The organism is Sphingobacterium psychroaquaticum, from assembly GCF_900177625.1.
GTDB lineage: Bacteria > Bacteroidota > Bacteroidia > Sphingobacteriales > Sphingobacteriaceae > Sphingobacterium > Sphingobacterium psychroaquaticum.
This window is the reverse complement of record NZ_FXAU01000006.1, coordinates 177,700-200,589: the sequence shown is the minus strand read 5'-3', so window position 1 is coordinate 200,589 and position 22,890 is coordinate 177,700. Positions and strand designations below refer to the sequence as shown.

22 protein-coding genes are annotated in these 22,890 nt (G+C 42.9%); 6 read left to right on the top strand and 16 right to left on the bottom strand.

Translation table 11 applies throughout. From position 1 onward, the window contains the following. Positions 1-156: 156 nt before the first annotated feature. The 11 genes from B9Y69_RS15390 to B9Y69_RS15340 form a co-directional block, all read right to left on the bottom strand. The gene (locus B9Y69_RS15390) at positions 157-1,608 is read right to left on the bottom strand and encodes a bifunctional 2-methylcitrate dehydratase/aconitate hydratase (protein ID WP_085473865.1); all 1,452 of its coding nucleotides are present in this window, start codon (positions 1,606-1,608) and stop codon (positions 157-159) included. Positions 1,609-1,643: 35 nt separating this feature from the next. Next, complete coding sequence (gene prpC, locus B9Y69_RS15385) at positions 1,644-2,798, bottom strand: bifunctional 2-methylcitrate synthase/citrate synthase (protein ID WP_085473864.1); 1,155 nt, start codon at positions 2,796-2,798, stop codon at positions 1,644-1,646. Further along, positions 2,779-3,678 (bottom strand): methylisocitrate lyase, encoded by a 900-nt coding sequence (gene prpB / locus B9Y69_RS15380; RefSeq protein WP_085473863.1) that lies wholly within the window; start codon positions 3,676-3,678, stop codon positions 2,779-2,781. Before prpB ends, prpC begins: the two co-directional genes overlap by 20 nt. A gap of 737 nt (positions 3,679-4,415) precedes the next feature. Next, complete coding sequence (locus tag B9Y69_RS15375) at positions 4,416-5,324, bottom strand: sugar phosphate isomerase/epimerase family protein (protein ID WP_085473862.1); 909 nt, start codon at positions 5,322-5,324, stop codon at positions 4,416-4,418. A gap of 5 nt (positions 5,325-5,329) precedes the next feature. Then, on the bottom strand, positions 5,330-6,652 hold the full coding sequence (locus B9Y69_RS15370) for a Gfo/Idh/MocA family protein (protein WP_085473861.1): 1,323 nt from the start codon (positions 6,650-6,652) through the stop codon (positions 5,330-5,332). Position 6,653: 1 nt separating this feature from the next. Beyond that, entirely contained in the window at positions 6,654-8,168 is a 1,515-nt protein-coding gene (locus B9Y69_RS15365) for a RagB/SusD family nutrient uptake outer membrane protein (protein WP_085473860.1), read from the bottom strand. A gap of 13 nt (positions 8,169-8,181) precedes the next feature. Then, positions 8,182-11,427 carry a SusC/RagA family TonB-linked outer membrane protein gene (locus tag B9Y69_RS15360; RefSeq protein WP_159451863.1) on the bottom strand — a complete coding sequence of 1,082 codons (3,246 nt, stop codon included), beginning with the start codon at positions 11,425-11,427 and terminating at the stop codon, positions 8,182-8,184. Positions 11,428-11,608: 181 nt separating this feature from the next. Then, positions 11,609-12,883, bottom strand: a complete 1,275-nt coding sequence (locus tag B9Y69_RS15355; RefSeq protein ID WP_085473858.1) for a FecR family protein — start codon at positions 12,881-12,883, stop codon at positions 11,609-11,611. 72 nt (positions 12,884-12,955) lie between these two features. After that, the gene (locus B9Y69_RS15350; protein ID WP_085473857.1) at positions 12,956-13,567 is read right to left on the bottom strand and encodes an RNA polymerase sigma factor; all 612 of its coding nucleotides are present in this window, start codon (positions 13,565-13,567) and stop codon (positions 12,956-12,958) included. A gap of 161 nt (positions 13,568-13,728) precedes the next feature. Next, a complete protein-coding gene (locus B9Y69_RS15345; protein ID WP_159451862.1) occupies positions 13,729-14,967 on the bottom strand; it encodes an acyloxyacyl hydrolase in 1,239 nt (412 codons plus the stop codon). A gap of 117 nt (positions 14,968-15,084) precedes the next feature. Further along, complete coding sequence (locus B9Y69_RS15340; protein ID WP_085473856.1) at positions 15,085-15,444, bottom strand: DUF4180 domain-containing protein; 360 nt, start codon at positions 15,442-15,444, stop codon at positions 15,085-15,087. 151 nt (positions 15,445-15,595) lie between these two features. Here B9Y69_RS15340 and B9Y69_RS15335 point away from each other — a divergent pair, with 151 nt between their 5' ends. The 4 genes from B9Y69_RS15335 (at position 15,596) to B9Y69_RS15320 (ending at position 18,323) form a co-directional block, all read left to right on the top strand. Further along, a complete protein-coding gene (locus tag B9Y69_RS15335; RefSeq protein WP_159451861.1) occupies positions 15,596-16,615 on the top strand; it encodes an acyltransferase family protein in 1,020 nt (339 codons plus the stop codon). 156 nt (positions 16,616-16,771) lie between these two features. Further along, positions 16,772-17,050, top strand: coding sequence for a hypothetical protein (locus B9Y69_RS15330; RefSeq protein ID WP_085473854.1), 279 nt, complete (start codon positions 16,772-16,774; stop codon positions 17,048-17,050). A gap of 33 nt (positions 17,051-17,083) precedes the next feature. After that, complete coding sequence (locus B9Y69_RS15325) at positions 17,084-17,272, top strand: YqaE/Pmp3 family membrane protein (protein WP_085473853.1); 189 nt, start codon at positions 17,084-17,086, stop codon at positions 17,270-17,272. 175 nt (positions 17,273-17,447) lie between these two features. Then, the gene (locus tag B9Y69_RS15320; RefSeq protein ID WP_085473852.1) at positions 17,448-18,323 is read left to right on the top strand and encodes a hypothetical protein; all 876 of its coding nucleotides are present in this window, start codon (positions 17,448-17,450) and stop codon (positions 18,321-18,323) included. A gap of 1 nt (position 18,324) precedes the next feature. Here B9Y69_RS15320 and B9Y69_RS15315 read toward each other — a convergent pair whose 3' ends face one another. From B9Y69_RS15315 to B9Y69_RS15295, 5 genes are all read right to left on the bottom strand, one after another. Further along, entirely contained in the window at positions 18,325-18,756 is a 432-nt protein-coding gene (locus B9Y69_RS15315; protein WP_085473851.1) for a Dabb family protein, read from the bottom strand. Positions 18,757-18,895: 139 nt separating this feature from the next. Continuing rightward, a complete protein-coding gene (locus B9Y69_RS15310; RefSeq protein ID WP_085473850.1) occupies positions 18,896-19,330 on the bottom strand; it encodes a PepSY-like domain-containing protein in 435 nt (144 codons plus the stop codon). Between the two features lie 190 nt (positions 19,331-19,520). Beyond that, a complete protein-coding gene (locus tag B9Y69_RS15305) occupies positions 19,521-19,976 on the bottom strand; it encodes a PepSY-like domain-containing protein (protein ID WP_085473849.1) in 456 nt (151 codons plus the stop codon). Between the two features lie 72 nt (positions 19,977-20,048). Continuing rightward, the gene (locus B9Y69_RS15300; protein WP_085473848.1) at positions 20,049-21,326 is read right to left on the bottom strand and encodes a sensor histidine kinase; all 1,278 of its coding nucleotides are present in this window, start codon (positions 21,324-21,326) and stop codon (positions 20,049-20,051) included. Then, the gene (locus B9Y69_RS15295; protein WP_085473847.1) at positions 21,327-21,998 is read right to left on the bottom strand and encodes a response regulator transcription factor; all 672 of its coding nucleotides are present in this window, start codon (positions 21,996-21,998) and stop codon (positions 21,327-21,329) included. 124 nt (positions 21,999-22,122) lie between these two features. On the opposite strand from B9Y69_RS15295, the gene B9Y69_RS19220 reads away from it, so the two are divergent. Continuing rightward, the gene (locus B9Y69_RS19220; protein WP_159451860.1) at positions 22,123-22,287 is read left to right on the top strand and encodes a hypothetical protein; all 165 of its coding nucleotides are present in this window, start codon (positions 22,123-22,125) and stop codon (positions 22,285-22,287) included. Continuing rightward, entirely contained in the window at positions 22,271-22,753 is a 483-nt protein-coding gene (locus B9Y69_RS19435; RefSeq protein WP_085473846.1) for a DUF6169 family protein, read from the top strand. Before B9Y69_RS19220 ends, B9Y69_RS19435 begins: the two co-directional genes overlap by 17 nt. Positions 22,754-22,890 lie beyond the last annotated feature (137 nt).

Here is a 22,890-nt window from a genome sequence, read left to right as displayed (position 1 = left end):
AGGCGTATGTTCGAAGGTTCATTGCTTTTGCCTATGGAGGTTTGAAGGCTCGCGCCAGCCTTACGGAAACTATTCGCTGGCGCGAGCCTGCCTGCAGTAGGCAGGCCTTAGGCTCGTGTCCCTCCTATCCTCTTCGAGACTTCAATAACGACGCCTTTATCGAACCATGATATCTACCAGATGGTTAATATCGGCTGCGACAAACGTATCGTAATCCAGTGTTGCTTCGAGAATTTTCTTCTGCTGTGCATCGTCGAATATACGCGATACATTGAGCTTATATTTTTCTATGAGTTTAGGAATACCTTCATCACGGCGACGTGGATGACCTATTGGATACTCCACCACGACTTCTTGCAGCACCGTTCCATCTTTCAGTTCCACGGTTAGGGCATTGGCAATAGCGCGCTTCTCTGGGTCGTGGTAATCTGTCGTAAACTGCGCATTTTCATAGCAGGTTATCTTATCGCGCAGTGCATCGATCCGCACATCTGCGGCTACTTCATCCTCATAATCGGCAGCCGTTAAGCGGCCTAGAATCAAAGGTACAGCCACCATGTACTGAATGCAATGATCGCGATCAGCGGGATTGTGCAACGGCCCTTTTTTATCTATAATTCGAATCGCTGCTTCGTGCGTGCGGATGCTTACTTTCGCAATATCATCGCTCGTTTTACCGATTTGCGCCAACTGGTGGTGTAAGGTCATTGCTGCTTCCACCGCGGTTTGCGCATGAAACTCTGCCGGAAAAGAAATCTTAAACAAGATATTCTCCATCACATAGGATCCATATGGGCGTTGGAACTTAAAGGCTTGCCCTTTAAAAGATACATCGTAGAATCCCCATACTGGTGCGCTAAGTACCGATGGATAGCCCATCTCTCCTGTCTGGGCGATCAACGCCAAACGTACTGCACGTGAGGTAGCATCCCCCGCGGCCCATGACTTCCGACTTCCCGTATTGGGTGCATGTCGGTATGTACGTAACGCTTGTCCATCTACAAAAGCTAAAGACACCGCATTGATCAGCTGCTCACGGTCCAATCCGATCAGCTTCCCGACAACCGCAGTCGAAGCTACTTTCACCAGAATAACGTGGTCTAATCCTACTTTATTGAACGAGTTTTCGAGCGCCAAGACGCCTTGAATTTCATGGGCAAGTACCATCGCTTCCAACACTGTTAACGCCTTAATGGGCTCGCCACCTGCAGCAACACGGCTTCGGCTCAACCAATCGGCTGTCGCTAAAATTCCGCCCAGGTTATCTGATGGGTGCCCCCATTCTGCGGCCAGCCAAGTGTCATTAAAATCAAGCCACCGGATAATCGCTCCGATATTAAAAGCCCCCTGTACAGGATCTAACTGATAATTCGTTCCGGGAACTTTTGCCCCATTGGGAACAACCGTACCGGGAACAATAGGCCCTAACAGCTTGGTACATGCTGGATAGGTCAGTGCTTCAAATCCACAACCCAGGGTATCCAAAAAACAGTAAAATGCAGTTCGTAGTGCCGTCTTGCTTTCTACTTTATAATTCAATACGTAATCTACAATATCGGTCAGCACCTGATCGGGCTGTGGTCTTTCGTTTAAAATATGTGAAGACATTTTTTATAAGCTTAAATAATTAAAAATCCAATTCTCTAGCGTTCTCCCACGGGGACATACGGTCTATTCTCCGGACCGATATAATTGGCACTCGGACGAATAATCTTACCATCTTGCCGTTGCTCAAAGACATGTGCCGACCATCCCGTGATGCGGGAAAGTACAAAGAGCGGCGTAAACATTTCTGTGGGAATCCCCATCCGGTGATACGCAACTGCCGAATACCAATCCAAGTTCGGGAACATACGTTTCTCCTCCCACATAACCGTTTCTAAACGTTCCGCAATATCGTACAGGGTCATATCCCCGGCTTCCTCCGATAGCTGCCGTGCAATGCCTTTGATGACTTGATTCCGCGGATCGGCAATCGTATAAACGGGGTGCCCAAAGCCTATGATGACCTCTTTATTGGCAAGGCGCTGTCGAATATCCGCTTCTGCCTCATCGGCATTGGCATAACGACTTTGTATCTCGAACGCCACCTCGTTGGCTCCTCCATGTTTAGGTCCCCGCAGGGCTCCTATTGCTCCTGCAATACAGGAATATATATCCGACCCTGTTCCGGCAATAACACGTGCGGTGAAGGTGGAGGCGTTAAACTCATGCTCGGCATATAGATTTAAGGAAACCTGCATCGCACGAACCCATGATGGTGGTGGTGGGGTGCCGTGCAACAAATGCAGGAAATGTGCGCCAAGCGTACTGTCATCTGTCTCCACGGCAATCTCTCGTCCATTCTGGCTAAAGTGGTGCCAATAGAGGAGCGCCGACCCCATAGAAGACATCAGGCGGTTAGCAATATCGCGTGCCCCCGCCAGCGGGTGACTTTCTTTTTCAGGCTGTAAGCTCCCAAACACGGAAACGTAGGTCCGCAATACATCCATGGCATGGGCTGTCGTAGGCAGCTGCTTGAGCACATGTTGAATGGCAATTGGTAATCCGCGTTGGCTTAAAAGTTGGTTTTGGTAACTGCTAAGTTGCGCCTGTGTGGGTAAGCTTCCGTATATCAATAGGTAGGCGACTTCCTCAAAGGAAGCCTTTTCGGCCAGTTCCAAAATATCGTATCCACGGTAGTGCAGATCATTTCCTGTTTTTCCAACGGTGCTAAGCGCCGTATTCCCTGCCGCAACACCGGAAAGTGCTACGCTTTTCTTAGGTTTAAAACCTCCTTCATTCGTTTCCTTCATCATGCTTGTTGGTATTGAATAATTGATCTAATCGGTTTTCGTATTGATAATAGTCGATACTTTGGTACAATTCCTCTCGGGTCTGCATGGTATCGATGACAGCGGCTTGGCTACCGTCCTTCCGGATATGGCTATACACATTGGCCGCAGCTTTATTTGCTGCACGGAAAGCCGATAGTGGATATAATACAATAGAGACGTCTGCTTTTTCAAGTTCCTCCACGGTAAAAAGTGGCGTCTGTCCAAATTCTGTGATATTAGCGAGCACCGGTAGACCTGTGGCTGCACTAAACCGCTGATAATCTTCCAACTTGGTAACCGCTTCGGAGAAAATAAAATCGGCACCGGCTTCTTTATAGGCCACAGCACGTTCCACAGCACGCTCGATCCCTTCCGTTGCAATCGCATCGGTACGGGCACCGATAACGAAGTGAGCATCAGTCCGCGCATCAACGGCGGCTTTTATACGATCGACCATTTCCGCGCGGGATACCAGTTCTTTTCCGGGGCGATGCCCGCAGCGTTTTGCACCGACCTGGTCTTCCATATGTACGGCAGCGGCTCCTGCCTTGATCAGAGACTGAATCGTTCGGGCGACATTAAAGGCCGAAGGACCAAATCCGGTATCAATATCGACCAATAAAGGTAATGGGCAAATATTCGTTATCCGCTCGACATCGATCAATACGTCCTGAAGCCCCGTGATCCCGAGGTCAGGAACGCCTAAGGATCCAGCCGCAACACCACCGCCGGAGAGGTAAATTGCTTTAAAACCCGCCTGCTGTGCCAAGAGCGCATGGTTGGCATTTATTGCCCCTACCACCTGCAAAGGCTTTTCATTTTTGATTGCTTCTCGAAAGAGAAGTCCTGGAGACTGTATCATATAATTGGAGATTTAAAAGCACACAACACACCCGTTGCTACGAATCTGCAACCGATATATTGGTATCATAATTAAAGATAGGCGTTCAGCGAAAGTGCTGATTCTCATCCGCTTTTTGTTAAATATACGAATATTTTTTGAGGATTTTAGGTAGGTGGTAGTTCAGAGTTGGTAGTTCGTAGTGTTTGTAGAGCCACAAACCCCGAAGGGCTCAGCGTCGCTAAATCTTGTGGCCTCTATGCAGGCCGGGCATCTTACTTTTGAAGATAAAAGTAAGCAAACCGAACGTAGTGAGCTCATTAACTTGTTGATAAACCTTGTCGCTAGGAATTCTTGCAGGGATGGCCTGTGCAGCAGAAAATTTCTACAGATCGCAATAATTCCTCAGGCGACATTTGCTGGTTAAAGGGAGCTAGAAGCAGTACCGTAGCTACCGACCTCTTCGTCATCTCGAACGAGGTACGAGGAGAGATCTATAAACTATACAATTTGAATTTATAATTACAATACAAGAGGACACGAGCCAAAGGCCTGCCTACCGCAGGCAGGCTCGCGCAAGCGTGTAACTTTACCAATGTGCAACTCTACTGGCTTGTAGTTCTAGTTGCTAGATGATGATTAATCGTGGTTGGTCGTTTATACTTTTGGAAAAGAGGAAAATGGGAGGATACGGCGGTTTGAAAACCGTTGTTGGAATAAAAAATCCCCACAGTACCAAAACTACTGTGGGGATGAGATTAAAAGCTTAGGATTTCATCCATCTGCTTCGAAATATTCTGGAGGTATGTGCGATCTCCGGCACCGAGTTCAACCGTCAGCCAGCCTCCCTTGTACCCGACCTGCCGCACCGTCTTCATCACCGTCCGCCAGTCGATATCACCCTTAAGCAACTCGACTCCAAACCCTTTCCGCAAGCCTTCATCGTTCATGATCTTCCGACTAAACTCTTTGGCATGTAACTTTACTATACGGTCGCCTAACACCTCAATCCAATGTTCAGGCCATCCGTAGCGAAGGATATTTCCGACATCAAAATACCAGCCAATCAAAGGATGATTAATCTCATCGATAAAATTTTTGGCTTCCACCGGACTTAAAATAAAGTTATTCCATACATTTTCAAGTCCTACCTTCATGCCCGTTTTTTCGACATGCGGAATAAGTTTCCGGACTGAATCCAGCGCATTCTTGTACGCCACACCATACGATACCTTTTCATTGACGACACCAGGTACGACCAACACGGTATCGCCACCTAGCTCCTTCACTTCCTGCAAAGACTTAGCGACGGAGTCGATCGTAAATTGTCGAACCGAAGGATCGGGATCAGAGAGTGGCTTCGACCAGTGGTCTTTATTGACCAAACTCGGAATAGCGATACCTGTGACCGCCTTAGCTTTCAGGAGCTCCTTAACGGAAATGGAAACCGGACTATTAAATTCAATACCATCATAACCCAAATCTTTCACCAGTTTAAACTTATCCAGCAACGACAGATCTTCTTTGATCATATCAAAGCCAATTCCTTTTTTTAGTCGCGCTGCACCCGCCAAAACAGGCGTACTTCCCACCTGCCCCATTAAGGGAGAAGCCGCGGCTGCGCCAGCCATTATAGATGCTGTCCGTATAAATGTTTTTCTATTCATTGTTTTTAAATCGTTACGTCAATTCCGGGTATAGCAATCGGTAAATCATATTTCGTATCCCAAGACACCGCCCCTGGAAACAAAACCTGGTTCGAAGCAAGAGCGGCCTCCAAAGATACGGTCTGTCCGCTATAGGCCGCCATGCGTCCTGCCAATGCGACTAAATTAGATTTAACCATCCACTCGCCATCATTCTTTGGCTTGTTACTTCTGATCGATGCAAAAAGTTCATCGTGCTCCTGCTGATACATGCTGCGCGCATTTGTTTTCTTATAGGCATTCTCGTCCGTAAATTTAGTTTCATCCGCATACTTCCACGGGTTCTTGCCAACAATATCATGGCCTCCGGTACGACAGTCGACAATACACCGACCTGTATCACCGATCAGCTCCACGTCGTAAGATGGCGCCGTGTTATTCTGCTGCCGAGAAGAGAAATAACCTTTTACCCCGTCTGGATACTCGTAAACTACGGAAAAATGATCATATACATTCCCAAATTTTTTGTCTACGCGTTTCTGACGCCCCCCAGATCCCGTTACTCGTAACGGCAATTGATCCCCCATTGCCCATTGCATCATATCGATACTATGGATCGCTTGTTCGATAATATGATCTCCGGAAAGCCAATTATAATACAACCAATTTCTCAATTGATACTCAAAATCAGTCCACCCAGGCTGTCTCTCTTTATACCAGAGTTCCCCTGTATTATAACTACAACTCGCATTCAGTACCTCGCCAATCTGACCATTTAACACCCGACCAAAGGCTTCTCTTTTCGGTACGTGATAGCGCCAGCAAAAACCAGATACCAAGGCTAAGTTTTTACTTTTCGCCTCTTTTGAAGCGGCTATTACTCGCCTTAGTCCGGGACCATCCACTGCGAATGGTTTTTCGCAGAAGATATGCTTGCCCGCCTTTACCGCAGCCTCCAGATGCGCCGGTCGAAACGCTGGTGGAGCAGCGAGCAAGACCACATCAACATCTAAATCGATAAGCTTCTGATAAGCATCCAATCCGACGAAACGATGCTCCTTGGTGACTTGCATCTTCGCACCCAACTTCTCTTTTAACGAAGCGTAAGATTGCTCCATATGATCTTCAAAAGCATCCGCCATCGCATAAAGCACAACATTAGGATCCGCATTTATTGCCTCCACCGCAGCGGCAGAACCGCGTCCACCACAACCGATCAAGCCTACTTTCAAAGTATTTGTATTATTTATCCATAAAGCATCCGATGCAAAAGCATGGTTACTTGCGATCACGCCCGCAAGCGTAGTTAATCCGGCATTTTTTATAAAATTTCTTCTTGAAAGGCTCATATTAAGGGTTTTGTGTTAGTTTAGGATTTCTGTTAATTTCTGCTTGTGGAATATAGAATACAACCCGATTATCAGTAGGATTTACTTTTTGATTTAGGTTTGTCGTCGGCGTGTTATTCAAGGAATGCGTGCCGGGATAATCCCGTTCCATCGCGCGATTATTACGATACAAATCGTACGCTCTATGGCCTTCAAAAGCTAATTCCAAGAAACGCTCCTCCAAAACGATGTCTAAGGCCGATTTGTTCAACTCTTGCAACTTACTTGGGGTATACAGTGCTTCACCTACCAAACCAGCTCGCGCCCTCAAAGTATTCACATCTGCCAGGGCATCCGCTGTATTTCCTTTTTTCGCTTCAGCTTCCGCACGAATTAAGTATATCTCCGCCAGCCTTAAATAAACGGGCGAACTGAGATTGATTTGCCCTTCCTGAAGCGAATATTTGTTCACATAGTACATCGGCGTAACGGGTGTCAGTTTTTGATTATAATGCAACGTACCATCTACGAGATAAGGCGTTAAGAAATTACTTCGAAGGTCCTGCGGATTTTGTTTGATAAAATCATAGTATTTTTTTGACGCATAAATTTCAGCCCATCCACTAACACCTTGCCCCATCGGGTTTCCGGAAAGGTCTCCACTGAAATACATCGACCCTATGGACGACATATTTCGATCTTCTACTTTTGTATGGCGAATACAGAAGATGGTCTCTCGGTTGCTCTCGGGGAGCGTCCTGAAATACCCCGTATATTCACTGCCCTGCAACAAGGAATACCGATTTGAATTAATCACTAAATTGGCATACTTAATCGCATTATCATTATCTTCCTGATACAAATACACCCGTGCCAGCAAGGCATAGGCTACCTCTTTGGAAGCAAAAGCATTACTTTTCTCCGTTGTCATCAAGTCGGCCGCTTTGAGTAAATCTGCGATAATAAAGGAGTAAACATCCTTAACAGAACTGCGCAACAATGAAGTGGCCTCCTCATCGGTCAGTCCTTCTTTTAGAATAGGAATACCGGGGTTGCTTCCTCCATTTTGCGGATATGGACGACCAAAAATACGGACAAGGTTAAAGTGCATCATCGCCCGCAGGTATAGATTTTCGCCTTTCAACTGAAGAAGCCCTTGCGCAGCATTATCTGGCACAAATTCGATAATCTTATTGGCGGCGGCTATCACTTTATAGGCTTGCGACCAAAAGTTCGTACAGTGATCCGAAGTATTGATATGGTTGTAGCGATAGGCACGCGTTAAGTCATCGCCTGAAGATTGCCCCTGACTCACGGCATCACCGGGGTATTCCATCAAGAAATGTCCGCTACGAACATACGCAGCATTCTTGAGTACGGCATAGGTACCTATGGTAGCCGTACCCACATCCGCTTCATTCTTTAATGCTGATTCTTCGTCAATAAACTCTGTAGGTTCATAATACTTCTGACAAGAAACCTGTATTAAAACAAACGCAACAGATGTTAATAAGGTATATAAAGATGATAATTTCATATCTACTGTTGTATTAAAGGGTTAGATTTAAACCGAAAAGGATCTTTTTGCTAATAGGGTATTTAAAGTTCGAAACACCAGAAACTTGATCCACCTGACTCAAAGAAACCTCCGGGTCCGGTCCGGAGAATTTTGTCGCCGTCCACAGGTTATCGGCGCTCACAAAGAGATGGACCCTTGCAATTCCCATTCGCGTCAATAGATGTTGTGGTAAATTGTATCCTAAACGGAGATTGCGCAAGCGGATGTAACTTCCATCCTCCAGATATCGTGACGAAGACTGATTCGATTCCTTATTTCCGCCTACAATAGGTTTCGGGTGGGTGGCATTATCTCCCGCTTTCTCCCAGCGTGTCCATCCTTCCTTCAAGACCATCGAGTTGAATGCTTCATACAAACCGTCGTTGTCAAAAGAAACGCGCGTCTCGTTATACACCTCATTACCATATACAAAATTGAAAAATGCGGACAACGAGAAGTTTTTATATTTAAGCGTATTGCTTAACCCTCCTGTAAACTTAGGCGCGGCTGAAGTTCCCGTAAATCGGCGTGACGTAGAAGAAGCCGCTTCACTGTATTTATTGGTCGTTGTAATCGTTTTATTGCCTTCCGCATCAACCGTTACTTTTTCCCACAATGGATCACCGTTGGCCGGATCTACACCGACCCAGATTGGAAAACTAAAAGCATCCATATCATAACCAACCGTGATCGGTTGTCTGGCACCTGCGTTGAAAACAGCCGATCCGTCACTTAATTCTAGCACCTTGTTTCTGTTAAATGCCATATTAAAGCCTGTTTCCCACGAGAAGTTCTCCTTGGTAATATTTTGCGATGTGATATTGAACTCTATTCCTCGGTTGCGCACCGACCCTGCATTTACCCAGACATAGCTATATCCTGTCGTAGCCGCCAAAGGCTTTCTATACAATAGTTCGCTCGCTTTCTTCTCGTAAACATCCACGCTAATGGCCACCTTATTCCATAAGGTTACATCGGCACCAATATTGGCTGATTTTATTTTCTCCCAACTTAAATTAGGATTTCCCTTTTGGTAGGGTGCCGCACCAGGCAGCCCGGTGTAGCTCGCTTCCTGGGTGATACTATACAGGCCTAAGGATGCAAAATTTGAAATCCCATCCGCATTCCCTACGGTACCGTAACTGGCTCTCAATTTAGCAAAGGAAAGTGCCTGGCTTTCTTTAAGGAAAGCTTCATTAGTCAAGATCCATGAAGCGCCCAACTGGTAGAAATTAGCCGTTGAATTATTACGTCCAAATTTAGACGAGAACTCATTAACAAAGGACCCTATTAAGAAATATCGGTTATCAAAACTATAATCCGCTTGCGCCAAATACTTGCGAAAGCCGACCTGCTCCCTGGCTCCTTTTGGGCTTTGCAGGATATCTGTCGCAACAGACATTACATCTCTACCCGCAGGCAAACCTTTCCCCGACACTTCAGACGATTCGGAGATGGTTGTTTCGACCTCCGCAACACCGAGTAACACCAAGCTATTGCGACCAAAATCCTCCGCATATCGGATTCGATTAGACGTTAAAAATCGGCTCGAGTTATTGGCATCATTATAAAGTTCTCCGATGTTTGCCCCTCCCTGCTTCGTCCGTCGATCGAAATATCTAGCCGATTTACCATTCTGCAGCTGCGTACGGTTGTAACTAGATAACAATACCTTACTACTCAGTTTATAATCCAAGTTCAAATCACCACTAACCTGCCAATTATTGTTTCTGTTGTAGTTGTACAGCAATGAATGTAGAAAGTTTTCCTTTTCACGGCCGAGCCAGTTCGGATGAAATCGTGCGTCGATAGGTTCCCCATTCGCATCAAAAGCTGGATCAAATGGAAGGTTGATGTATGCATCATACATGGTATTACTGTTTTCTACGGTATTCTTATTCACCTTACCATTAATGAAAACAGAGGCTTTGAGTCGATCTGTGATATTCGCTATTAAATTGTTTCGAAAATTGTACCCGGTATGTCCTGTTCCTTTTAGGGTACCCTCTTCGCGATAAAACACACCAGAAGTATAATACTGTACCTTTTCGGAACCACCCGAAACAGATAGGTTGTGGTTGTTTACATATCCGGTACCAAAGGCAAGATCCCACCAATTGGTATTGTTATCCACAACGGAAGGATCTCTATTGTAGAACGTTTTTTGAAAGTCGTAGAGTTCCTGCGAATTCATCATCCTGAAATTTCCGGTCGTTGGGTTTGCAAAACCAAAGGAATTATTGAACTCTACTTTAGTCTTCCCGGGTCTTCCCATCTTGGTGTTGACAATAATAACGCCATTGGCCGCTCTAGAACCATAAAGCCCTGTAGCTGCTACATCTTTCAAGATGGACACAGACTCAATATCAGCCGGATTATAAGAACCGCCAATATTGCCATCAACCACGACTAGCGGAGCGGTACTAGCCGAGATTGTTCCGGCTCCACGAATCAAAACTCGGGGCTCACTAGAGGGATCTCCAGACGCCGTAGAGACAACAACACCTGGCGCTTTACCCTGAAGCATAGTCGACAGATCATTCGCCGTCACATCTTTTAATTTTTCTGCCGAGATATTACTGATCGAACTCGATAGATACCTCATTTTTTGAGAAGAATAGCCCACCACGACGACCTCATCGAGGTTATCGATATTCGATTCGAGGACAACATTTAATACGCGTTGGTCACCGATTAATACCTCTTGTTCTTTATGCCCGACTACCGAAAAGACAAGCGTGCTCCCGTTCTGCGGAACATTCAGGGAAAAAGAACCTTCGTTATCTGTGGAGGTTCCCACTGTGGTTCCTTTAACCAGGACCGTGACTCCAGAGATCGGGTTATTATTGGCATCTACGACCTTCCCCGTAATGGTACGTTGCTGTTCCCGCTTAGCCGTACTAGAACTTCCGGAAGGTTGATGCTGGTTTTTGGATACACTATTAATTTCCCTGATCAGGACAGCGTTCTTATTCACCTCAAAATCGAGTCTACGGTCTGCTAGGATTGTTTTAAGCGCCTGAATAAAGTGTACCTTTTTTACATTAATGGAAACAGTCCTTTTACTTTCTCCAATAACCCGACTATTGTATAGCAGTTCATAGCCTGTTTGTTTTTGGATATCATCCAAGACATCAGCTAAGGGTGCATTTTTGAAATTCAGTGAAACATGTTGCCCATAGGAAGCCGCATGCGCTTGTACGAGCGTGGCGACTAAAAAAAACGTTAATATCTTCATTACGACGAAGCATTGATTTAGGGTCTTTCGTACGGTCGCACGATAATAAAAATAGAATTTATACATTTGTAGTTGTTTGGTTGATCAAAGTTTATTTTGTTAACATCAGCTAAAATTGTATCACTAAACAATTTGATCGGGAGTGTTGCGAGCACTTCCGATTTGCTTTTATCTTTCCTGACTATCTCATAACATATACCCTCCTATCTTTAATTTTAAATTTGTAAACAGATATTTTTTCCAACTGATCGAGCAGATCCGACAACTTATGTGTCCGCAGAACAAGCCCCGTAAACCGATCCGTGGAATGTGCTTCAACTTGATATTCCTCAATATCGTACCAGCTCTTTATTTTTTCCATTACCGCATATATATCGTCTTCTCTAAATCGGAAATATCCATCCTTCCAGGCCAATACATCGTTTGTATTTACCAATCGCGCGTTAATTTCGCCTGTACTCTGATCGGATACCGCCTGCATACCCGGCGTAATGCGTGTTCTGTGCTGGGAGGTTTCCACTTCGACCGATCCCTCGACTAGTGTTGTTAAGATTGCGTTTTTCTTTAAATTGGCTGCTACATTAAATGCGGTCCCCAAAACGTTGATATGGGTATTTTTCATCGAAACGGTAAAAGGATGATGGGCATTATGAGTGACCTCAAAATAGGCTTCACCATCCAGCTCTACTGCCCGCTTATTTTTAGCGAAATGTGAGGGATAGCGTAATTTAGCATCTGAATTTAGCCAAACCATTGTGCCGTCGGGAAGCATAAGTCGTGACAACGTTCCTTTGGGTGAATGAAAAGTCTGGTATGTAGGTCGCATCGCATTAACATCCGATATCTTGAATAAGTATCCCCCCTTGGCTGTCCGCGTAATATGTATACCGCGTGCGGCAAGTACTTTTTCATCGGTTTGAAGCAACACATAAGACTTACCATCGTCAAAGGTGATAACCGCTTGACTATGATTTGGTAATTTCACATCATCGACATAACCGTAAACTTCATTAGAATCTTGTTTATAGAACTTATAACAGATGGTAGCTAGCCCTCCAAACAGGAGCAATGAAGCGGCTATAGCGATCCACTTTTTGAACGTAAGATGATATGGTTTAGGTGGCGGTTGTATGGTACCATTTACGTCTGAGGGAGATTTCTGTCCCATGCGACTCTGAAGCTCTTTAAGCTCTTTTTCGGTGATGGTTTCATTCGCATATTTCCTCAGCAATTCTTTATGACGGATTTCCGACAATTTATGGAGTACTCGATTCGAAATATCTTGATACGGACTGGAGGCCTCCGCAACATCCTGTTGCAGCTCTTCGAGAATACATGCTTTTAATAAACTTCCGTCTTCTTCTTGAAATAGCTTGACTAATACGGCTAAATCTTCTTGGGTAGCGGAGCCATTAAGGTATTGCTTAAAAATATTGTTTATAAGTTCGCTTGGCATCAAAATTTTTTCAGGTTTTATAAGCTATTACGGACAATAGCTAAATACTACCTACTCCAAACGAAAAAAAAATTAAAAAAACTTAAACAACAATAAACTTACGATAACGAGGTGAGATTGATAAAAGGGTAATTCTTCCTTAAGAAGACCATTCGCCTTTGTAATATGGTTATTTATAGTGGATTTAGAAATTCGCAGCATCTCTGCTATCTCGGCATAGCTTTTTCCTTCTAGTTTAAAAAGAATGAATACACGTTGACATTGGGGAGGGAGTTTAGCGATAGCCTGCATCAATTGTTCTTGACTTTGCTTAAAAACGAGTTCCTCTTCAATATGCGCGTAGTCTTCATGATAATTTTGGATAAACATGGATCTAAATTTATCATCCAACGAAACCCTACGGAAATGGTCATATACAATATTCTGTGCAATAGAAAAAAGAAAAGAACGAAATGATCGGTTAAGATCAATCTGTTCACGTTTTTCCCAAACTTTTAAAAATAGCTCTTGCAGCACCTCTTCGGCAATATGTTTGGATCGTACCAATCGAATTATGCGACCTAAAATTCGAAGACTATAGTTGTGATAAATCGATTCAAATGCAGCGTAGTCCCCCTCTTTCAAAAGCGATAGAAGATACTTCTCTTCGGAATCAAAGGGCAAGGTTGCGGTATCGGGGGACATGTAATTAGTGCTTATCGGTCATCAAGGTAACAAATCAAATATAAAAGAAAATATCAGCAAAGCAAAAAATGGCAAAAAACTACTTTCACAGCTTTTATCTTCATGGTAACGCCCTAAATAGTACGCTAAGCTTGTTAACAATGGATAGGAACACGGAGGTCTTAATGTAACAAAGAAGGACGTTGATTGTTAAACCGGAACCCTAGTCCGATCATCAAAAAATTTGGTTCATGAAAATCCTTTAGATTATATCCAATATGTAGAAACGAGCTTTTGGTAACCCCAATCTTCAGTGCAAAAGTCTGGTATGTTCCCGTGAGATCGCCTCCTTTATGTATAGCGTTTGCACCAATTCCGACCCCAATCGAAAATAGCGGCATGACATATTCAGCGCGTCCAGAGAAGCCTATCGCCATCTGGCGGTTAAGCGCAGGTTTAAAAAACTCTTGCTCCGTTCCCACAATATAATCTTCTGTATACACATTGGCACTACCATCATATATCCCATCGATAGAAACACCGGCACGGAATCGATAACCGAAGTTATACATCGGCGCAAAATATGCACCCACAACTGGATAAGCATGCGGAGAAGCAACAGGCTGTCCAAAAAAATCAACTCCTTTGCGCCGCCACGCACCGAAAAAGACCATATCATAACTGATGTGTTTAGGAAATGGGCGCAAGGCTAACAAGGACTGTCTTTGCTTTCGTAACTGTTCATCACTATTATTCACATGATATACCATCCCCACCTTAGTACCAAACATGTTGAGCCCTGCGTTCGGGAATGCAGTGTTGCCGTTTGAGAAGTGAGAGATATCTGCTCCGGCTTGTATTTCAACAGACCGACTTGCCTTCCAATTGAGCAAAAGGCCCACGTTGATATAAGCATTTAAACGGGAACCGATAACAATATTATAAGGATTTTCATACTGATCGTAAGGCTTCCATCCGGTAGACAATCCAAAATTCCATTCGTAACCCAAGGACAAACGTGGAGCCAATTTTGCAATGGGTGCCCCTTGAAAGAGATAAACCGCAACGGGGTTCCCTAATTCTTCTTTATTCCCGAAATGAAAACGAGCAACACCAATTCCCTGATAACTATCCCCATACACCTGCCGCCCAAGGGATCCCTCCGGTAGCCTTACGGCGTATTTAAGATGACCTGTAAAAGCGTTACGAATGGGTTTACTCATAGCATTATCACCATCAAAGAAAGGTAAATTCGGAATCACCCTACTATACCGAAACTCAGCGCCTAAACTATGTACAAATCGCCCTGGTTTGAAAATCGATACTTGCGTCGAAGTATCACCTTCCATCGCAGAATCCTGTGCTATGACCGGAGATATTACATAGCAACAAAGGCAGGTGACAACTGCGGTTCTCCACACAAAAGACTGTATGTGTAAAATCACATATAGGTATACGCTCTTAAAAAACATCATTCAAAATCATACTAACAATTGGTTCCTTTTCTTTCAGCTGTATTTTAAATTCAACAGCGTATGTTACCGCACGAGCTGCGCTAATGCTTCTTCGAGCGTTTCCGCGAAATAGATCAACCGACCTTTATTACTCTCTCGAATAAAGTCTTGTAGACTCTTTGAAGAGACCTGTTTAAAATCCCCTACAATAGCAAGTTTCATCCTGTAATTAGAAAATTTTTGCAATATCTCACCGGCTACCTTTGTCTTTAGATCAAAGAAAGCATCAGCGATGTGTTCCGTGTAAAGAACCATAGCATCCGCTTGATTGTAATACATATTTCCAAGCAGGTCTACAGCTTCTTCGACACTGCCTAGCAACATATTATCACTGTGTAATTCTGCAATTCGAACGCCCTGTATTATATGTTCTTTTATTTCCATTGGTCTTATCTGGTTATTTTGTCCCTCGTCTATATATTATACACAGTCGTTAAGGAAGATAGCGCAATATAACAAAAGCTAGATGAAGCGTCAACCTCCACAGAATCAATTTAAGTTAAACATTTTTAACTATGTTTGCATCCGCAAAACAATGGACAACGGAAAAAAGACACGTGATGGCTCGATTGATGTTCTCCGGAGCATTGGTCTCCTTTGCATTGTCTTAGCCCATGTGGTACCTCCCAACTGGCTTTTTCAAATTCGTAATTTCGATGTACCATTAATGGTTTTCATATCGGGTTATCTCTATGCTGGTCGAGCAAATCAGATTCAGAGCTTTACATCGCTTTTAGACTATTTAGGGAAGCGTTTTGTTCGATTGGTTGTTCCTGTTTGGATCTTCTTGTCGTTATTTTATCTTATTCAATATTGCTTCCCATCCGTTTTTCCAATCAACTACACCCTGTTTCCAGATGTTATGCGCTCCAGCTACCTGCTGTTAGAAGGCTTCGGTTATGTATGGATTATCCGTGTTTTCCTGATGATGGCAATCTTAGGGCCATTAAGCATGGTCTATTTTAAGAAACCGATTTCTATCTTATACTACTATATCAGCTATGAAGTCGTTTATCTCCTAGTCCAACCCTACTTGGGGGATGGTATCGGAAAGCAATTCAACGAGATATTGCTCTATACGGCAGGATTTTTAGTTTTTTTCCTACTAGGAAGTACGTATACATCCCTTACAAAGAGCGCCAAAACAATATTATTCACTGTCACCATAGCGCTCACTGCACTGGGCGGGTTGTACTTCTACCTGTACGAAAAAGTAGCTTTCAATATCGGATCATTTAAATATCCACCACGGCTTTTCTACATGTATTATGCCGTAGCCATTTGTCTCTTTTTATTTCATCTGAGACCTTGGTTTGCTCCATTCAACAACAGGCTTATCACCTTTATTGGTTCATCCACCATATGGATATACCTGTGGCATATCCTATTGCTCTTGATACTTCCTATTGAAAACTGGGGAATCCGTTTTCTAGTGGTCTTGATGCTTGCTAGTACGCTAACTTATGTACAGCAGTACCTTGTGGAAATGTTTATCCGCCTTTCCGGTTGCTCTTCAGCTGTCTCGAAGCAGCTCCGTATCATCTTTTGTAGTTAACTGGATAATTTCCGACTACATTCACCGAAAAAACTACCGTATTCACCGAATTGTTGCTTGAGCTCGCCTAATGCACGTAGGTCAGCCTCAGCATTCCCCCTATCTTTGGAGTATACAAACAGAAACAAACATTTAAAACACTAAAAATTAAACATCATGAGCACAAAGAAAACATTCAACATGGACAGCGAAAATTTAACAAATGGCTTTCAGAAAGCATGCGATGCAATCCAACAATCAACGGTAAGAATCACCGCTAAAAGTGGTAAGGAATACATTAGTTTACCGTTACTATTTGCGATCGTTATTGGTATCATCTTCCCGGTTGCTATTATAGTCGCAGTGATTCTTACATTAACTTCTTTCATTAAGATTGCGGTAGAGCGTGAGGTGAAAGATAATGAGTCGGGTATTAAGGTTATTGGACACAAGTAATTTTTTATACAAAAACATTAAAACAAAACGAACATGATACTTATAGCGGTACTTTTCCCTTGGTTTTCCTTTTTCTTGCGCGGTCGATTTTTGTTAGGATTTATCTGCTTGATTTTGCAGATCACCTTGATCGGATGGTTGCCGGCAGCGATATGGGCCGTAGCTTCTCACCTGGATGCGAAAAACAAAAAACGATTTCGCGCAGTACAGAGCGGCTATTAAAAGAGTACACGCATAAGTCGTCTGCTATAGACCTTATTTCATGATTGGCTACCGCTAACTACCGGGCGGTAGCCGCATACCTCTAGAGAAATTCGTCTCCTTGAAAACTCCCTGTTTTCAGCCATTTTCAAAGTAAAACTTTTCTTTCTATCCATTTTTCTGTTATTTCGCTCTCATGATAAGAAGCCTTATAGCTATATTAATATGTGTATGTTCCCTGTCGGGACATGCTCAACAGGATGAACCTGCCGCGTATGCAGTGAATGAAGAGTTTAACCTTTGGAACAAAAACAAAGGAGATATGGCATATGTCTTTGCGGATGTTGCCTACATCCGCGACAATCCGGGACTCTATGGTAAGGTAATTGATTCCTTACAAGTGGGGGCACCGGTAATCATTCGCAGTGAAGGATACAACACTATGATGATCAAGGATTTTTATGCCCCTTGGCATAAAATAGAATACCTCGTTGGTTCCAGCAAAAAGGAAGGTTTTATTTGGTTAGGTTTGCTTGCTTTCAATATCAACAAGGATAACGAAGGAAATATCTGGTTGTATGGTTTCAATAAATACATGAACCGCTCCAATGATGAATCGACAGTGAATCTCTGCGAGGTTAAACTATTAGACAAAAACACTAATTTGATTGCTAAGACCTCCTACCTGGTAACTATGGGTGGGCAGACCTATACCGATGCAAAAGTATTCGGCAACATGGGATTAGAAGGAATTCGGGCCATTCACCGCGTAGGCTTCCACGGTGAAGCCTGTGGCATCTCCACCGAATATTATTATATAGGCTGGACGGGAAGCGACTTCGTGCGACTGCCTGGAAAGAGCAGCGTAAGCGATGCCGGTGTTTTCTACTATAATGAAAAGCTGCTATTCCCTTCCGAACATAATCTCGATCCAACATTAATCATTAAGGACATCGAAGAAGGTGAAGTGATCGATATCGATGCCGAAGAACTGGAATACAAGATCAAGAAAAAACGCACCAAATATCTGTGGAATGGACAGGTGGCCAGCGAAATAATAGAAATGAAATAGACTACGCCTCTAGGACGGTATCCATCACAAGAACTTTACTCCAATACTTGCTGTATTTATCGGCAGCGGCCAAATGGTCGGGATGTTTCTCGTAGGTGTTGATATCGTCCATGCTTTTAAAGGTGACTACCAGGTTGTAGCTAAAGGAGTTGTCGACCACGGGCCGAGGCGTTGTGGAGGCAGGCTTGCCATATTGAAAACTACGAATGCCAGGAACCTTACGGAGGGCTTCAAAAAAATTAAGGAAATCTTTTTTGTCATCATCCGTTAGATCTTCCTTTAACCAAAAATATACAGCGTGAACAATGGTTCCAGCAGGATGCAGTCCTTCTGATTCATGTTTACTTGTTTCAGTTTGGCTTGTGCAAGCACTTGCAAGAGGAGCTGCTAAACTTGCTAACGCAAGCGATTTAATAAATTGATTTCTTTGCATGGTTTAGATTGTTTACCGGAAAGATAAGTATTTTTTCTGTAAGTAGAGACAAGGCCAGCCCCTACAGTACACGACAAACTACAAGCCAATACTCCAACTAAAAGGGCGGCTCTTACTGCCGCCCTTCTTTATAAATTTGTTATGGATCAATACGCAGGAAATTGCCGTCTTTATCAAAAACAAGATCAATATCACCACGTACGAGATCGACGTCAAAACCGTGGAGCTTTTTTTCAATTCCATTAAAATCGTTATCCTTGTATTGATCGTCTACATAGGCTACGATCTTAGGGAGGATAAAGCCCGTTGGAATCACTACTCCATCTTCACCATCCACTTCTATCCATTCTCCTTCTTTATTAAAATCGACTTCAATTCTGTTCGCCAGGTGTACGGAATAATTATCACGTTCTTTCTCGATGCGATTAACATTTACACCACTAAAATGTGTGGATAGAAAAGTTTTCGATAATGCCGGTAAATCTGCTTCGGAGATAACCTCATCGTCATCACATGACATGAAAACCACAGCACCAATCAATAGCGCAGAAAGTCCTAAAATTGCTTTTCTCATCTTATTATATAATTTGTTTTGTTTCTTCTTTTGTTTACCAAGACTCTGTATGGCTATCTAACATGTTAGGATCATCTTGTTCCCGTTAATCAGTGGCGAGATTCTTCCGCAGGCAGGATGACGTACCGTTTAAAAACAATTTCACCGCACTTCGACAAGCTGCGTATAACAGTCCCTCCTCTCTTATACCTTAGTCATCAATACGCAGGAACTCGCCTTTCAAGTTAAACTCGAGTTCCAATCCATTGGATATTTCAAGCTCATACTTATTTCGAGATTTTTTAATTTCCTTGATATAGGTATTAGGAAAGCTTTTATGGACATGCTGTACGATATTTGCCGGAATAATCTTGTTGGGCACAGACTTTCCTTTCATCTTAACCGCATCCCACTCACCATTCCCATCAAATTCCACCTTACTTCCATCTTTTAGATAAATACTGTATTCCTTCTTCACTACATATTCCGTAAAAAGCATGACACTGGAAATATCCGTCTGCGAAAAATGAGCTTTGAAAAACGTTTGGGCTTTTGCAGGTAGTTGCGAAAAAGGAATAACTTTCCCACGATCGTAACTATGTGCACTTGCGACAGCAACTGTAAAGACTATCAGTACAGCTGTAAGAATTTGAGATAACTTTTTCATAATATACTAAACCTGTTGTTTTAACTTATACAACAAATATGACACCCGAATTAGGAAAAAGTTGGGAAAAAATTATTTTTTAATAAAAAACATGTGTTTTTCATTGGCGTATGTATATCCCACAGAAAGAATAGGATAGCTATCCACAATAGATTTTACGATGGCCAGCCCTAGCCCTGTCGACCCTTTATCCTGTTCGCCCTTATGAAAGCGATTAAATACAATATCAGGATCCAGTGCTGGTCCTATCGCTGTATTAGTTACAGAAAATCTATCCTGTACGTGGAACACATTTATTTGTCCGCCCTCAGGCGTATACTTAATTGCGTTACGCAATAGATTTGAAATTAAAACAGTGGCTAAATATCGGTCCATTTCTATTTCGAACGTAGATTCTTCGTGCAACAAAAGTTCGATATGCTTAAAATCGAGTAAATCTTGAAATTCATTTACCAACTCTCGACTGATGTCATTAAAACTCACGCGTTCCACGTTTTTATATTGCTTATTCTCAATGCGAGACAGCATCAATAGCGATTTATTGAGATTGACCAAACGTAATAGAGACGATTTTGACTCGGCAATCTGCGTCAACTGGCTTTCATTCAGTGTTTCATCCTCCATCAATAAATCCAATTTATTAATAGTGATCGCGAGCGGGGTTTGCAATTCGTGTGCGGCGTTTTCAATAAATCGTTTCTGCTCGTCGAATAGTTCTTCATTGCGTCGCCACATGCGATCGAGCTCGGTATGGAGCTGATTAAACTCGAGCACATTCGTATCAATAGGACGTAATTTATCTTTGGTCCCAAAACGGTAGTGATTCAAGTTATCCAGAATAATCTTGAACGGACGCCACGCTCGCCCCAGAACGAATGTATTGATAAGGTATAAACTAAGAACAAGCACAGCATACAATACCATGAGCGCGGTTGTCAGATCATAGATCAGATCATCTTCTTCGACCGTTGAGGTACGAATCTCCAAATGGTAAGGTTTATGGTCTCGTCCGTAAAAACCTGTCCGTAAAACGCGATAGGGTTCCTGTTCATCGTCGTATGGCATATAAAAGAACTCCCTGCTCAATCTATTTTCTTCTGAAAACTCTTCATCTCCTTCGGCCGGACGTATACGGAATTGATTGATCCCATATTCGGAAGTTTCCAAAAGCTCGGGCTCTTCATACACCCCGCGCAAAATCTCTATCTTCTGGTTCTTCAGCCCATCGTCGACATTATCATACACCTCGTCCAAGATATACGCATAAAACAATGATGCCCAAACAGCCATTATCACCAAAAAGGCGATAATTAAGTAGCGTATCGTATAATTCTTGAGTGAAATTTTCATTTAAACCAACTTATATCCCACCCCATAAACGGCCTGTAAGTCAATACCTGCCTTTTGATCTTTCAGTTTTTTACGCAAATTTTTAACTTGCGAATAGATAAAATCGAGGCTGTCCGCCTGATCGGCATGGTCCCCCCAAACGGCTTCCGCAAGGGTTGTTTTCTGTACTAATTTTTCCGGGCGGATCATGAAGTAATAAAACAAATCGTATTCTTTTCTATTGAGAATCAATTCCTTATTTCCAACCAACACCTTACGCTCATCAGGGAATAGAGAAACGCTTTTATAATGAATAATATTCTCACCATGTTGATTTTTACGCCGGATAATAGATTTAACTCGTGCATGGAGCTCGGCCAGGTGAAACGGCTTCGCGAGGTAATCATCAGCCCCTAGCTCTAATCCTTGCACCTTATCTTCTACGGCGTCTTTAGCCGATATAATAATCACGGAATCGCTCTTCCCCAAGGCACGTAGCTGTGCGAGGAGCTCCATACCTGAACCTCCTGGCAGCATAATATCCAGAAGAATGCAGTCATAGTCGTAATTGGAAATTTTGTCCAGACCGCTCGCATAATCAAAAGCCGTTTCGACCAAAAATTTCTCCTGTTCCAAGAAATCTTGGATAACAGCACTTAGCTCAACTTCGTCTTCAATGATTAAAATCTTCATACTTATACTTAAAGCTACAATTTTAGAAACAGATTTAGGAAAAAAATGGGAATGTTCTGTTTTAAGCGCACAAGAAACCAACTAACACCTTAATTATCAGTATTTTTTATTATATTCGTATACGATGAAAGCAGAAAAAGAGAAAAGAGGGAATATAAAAAAAACTGCCGACAAGAAAGTAAATCCTTTCAAAAAATTAGCAGATGATAAACGGCGGATTACCAAAGCCATTGATGACGGTCATGACCTATCGACTATAGAAAACATCGAGTTTGTTCGCCCGTTATAAGGTATATCGTCATAAAGACGGCAAATCTTACTTTTTCCGAACCAGATCGGGAAATACATACTTTGCATATTTTACGGCATTCGTACTCCAAGATAAATACGGATCGGAGATCAACCTACTCTCATTCGGTTTTTCCTGTCATCTGGCGGACAAAAGAAAACCACAACACTACGACCAAAGAATAAAAAACACGATTATTTCAATTATTGAAGAATATTTCACTCAAGAACCTCGCAGTGCATTGTTATTTTTCTGTACGAACCTAGACGGAAAAGCCCATCATCGTTTTTATACTTTCGACCGATGGTTTAAAGAATCCTCATTTAAGCTCGAGAAGTTCGACACACCGAAGAAAAGCGCTGAAAAAGACTTCTACGGTTCACTATTAGTCAAACCTGACAATCCTGAGAAACAGAAAATCATGGATGCCTTTTACTTTACCATTGATTTTTGGAAATTAAGTTGACATATCTTGCGCCACATATTCATGTTCTCGCACCTAGATTTAGGAAAAAAATGGGAACATAGTTAATTTTCATCGACAATCCTTTAAGTGCTATGCAAATACTATCTTTGTGATGCCTTTACACAAAGAATTATTTT

What these genes read in the sequence shown, in the direction of transcription:
- B9Y69_RS15390 (WP_085473865.1), bottom strand. Translation starts at nt 1,608, where the DNA reads ATGTCTTCACATATTTTAAACGAAAGACCACAGCCCGATCAGGTGCTG.
- prpC (WP_085473864.1), bottom strand. Translation starts at nt 2,798, where the DNA reads ATGATGAAGGAAACGAATGAAGGAGGTTTTAAACCTAAGAAAAGCGTA.
- prpB (WP_085473863.1), bottom strand. Translation starts at nt 3,678, where the DNA reads ATGATACAGTCTCCAGGACTTCTCTTTCGAGAAGCAATCAAAAATGAA.
- B9Y69_RS15375 (WP_085473862.1), bottom strand. Translation starts at nt 5,324, where the DNA reads ATGAATAGAAAAACATTTATACGGACAGCATCTATAATGGCTGGCGCA.
- B9Y69_RS15370 (WP_085473861.1), bottom strand. Translation starts at nt 6,652, where the DNA reads ATGAGCCTTTCAAGAAGAAATTTTATAAAAAATGCCGGATTAACTACG.
- B9Y69_RS15365 (WP_085473860.1), bottom strand. Translation starts at nt 8,168, where the DNA reads ATGAAATTATCATCTTTATATACCTTATTAACATCTGTTGCGTTTGTT.
- B9Y69_RS15360 (WP_159451863.1), bottom strand. Translation starts at nt 11,427, where the DNA reads ATGAAGATATTAACGTTTTTTTTAGTCGCCACGCTCGTACAAGCGCAT.
- B9Y69_RS15355 (WP_085473858.1), bottom strand. Translation starts at nt 12,883, where the DNA reads ATGCCAAGCGAACTTATAAACAATATTTTTAAGCAATACCTTAATGGC.
- B9Y69_RS15350 (WP_085473857.1), bottom strand. Translation starts at nt 13,567, where the DNA reads ATGTCCCCCGATACCGCAACCTTGCCCTTTGATTCCGAAGAGAAGTAT.
- B9Y69_RS15340 (WP_085473856.1), bottom strand. Translation starts at nt 15,444, where the DNA reads ATGGAAATAAAAGAACATATAATACAGGGCGTTCGAATTGCAGAATTA.
- B9Y69_RS15335 (WP_159451861.1), top strand. Translation starts at nt 15,596, where the DNA reads ATGGACAACGGAAAAAAGACACGTGATGGCTCGATTGATGTTCTCCGG.
- B9Y69_RS15330 (WP_085473854.1), top strand. Translation starts at nt 16,772, where the DNA reads ATGAGCACAAAGAAAACATTCAACATGGACAGCGAAAATTTAACAAAT.
- B9Y69_RS15325 (WP_085473853.1), top strand. Translation starts at nt 17,084, where the DNA reads ATGATACTTATAGCGGTACTTTTCCCTTGGTTTTCCTTTTTCTTGCGC.
- B9Y69_RS15320 (WP_085473852.1), top strand. Translation starts at nt 17,448, where the DNA reads ATGATAAGAAGCCTTATAGCTATATTAATATGTGTATGTTCCCTGTCG.
- B9Y69_RS15315 (WP_085473851.1), bottom strand. Translation starts at nt 18,756, where the DNA reads ATGCAAAGAAATCAATTTATTAAATCGCTTGCGTTAGCAAGTTTAGCA.
- B9Y69_RS15310 (WP_085473850.1), bottom strand. Translation starts at nt 19,330, where the DNA reads ATGAGAAAAGCAATTTTAGGACTTTCTGCGCTATTGATTGGTGCTGTG.
- B9Y69_RS15305 (WP_085473849.1), bottom strand. Translation starts at nt 19,976, where the DNA reads ATGAAAAAGTTATCTCAAATTCTTACAGCTGTACTGATAGTCTTTACA.
- B9Y69_RS15300 (WP_085473848.1), bottom strand. Translation starts at nt 21,326, where the DNA reads ATGAAAATTTCACTCAAGAATTATACGATACGCTACTTAATTATCGCC.
- B9Y69_RS15295 (WP_085473847.1), bottom strand. Translation starts at nt 21,998, where the DNA reads ATGAAGATTTTAATCATTGAAGACGAAGTTGAGCTAAGTGCTGTTATC.
- B9Y69_RS19220 (WP_159451860.1), top strand. Translation starts at nt 22,123, where the DNA reads ATGAAAGCAGAAAAAGAGAAAAGAGGGAATATAAAAAAAACTGCCGAC.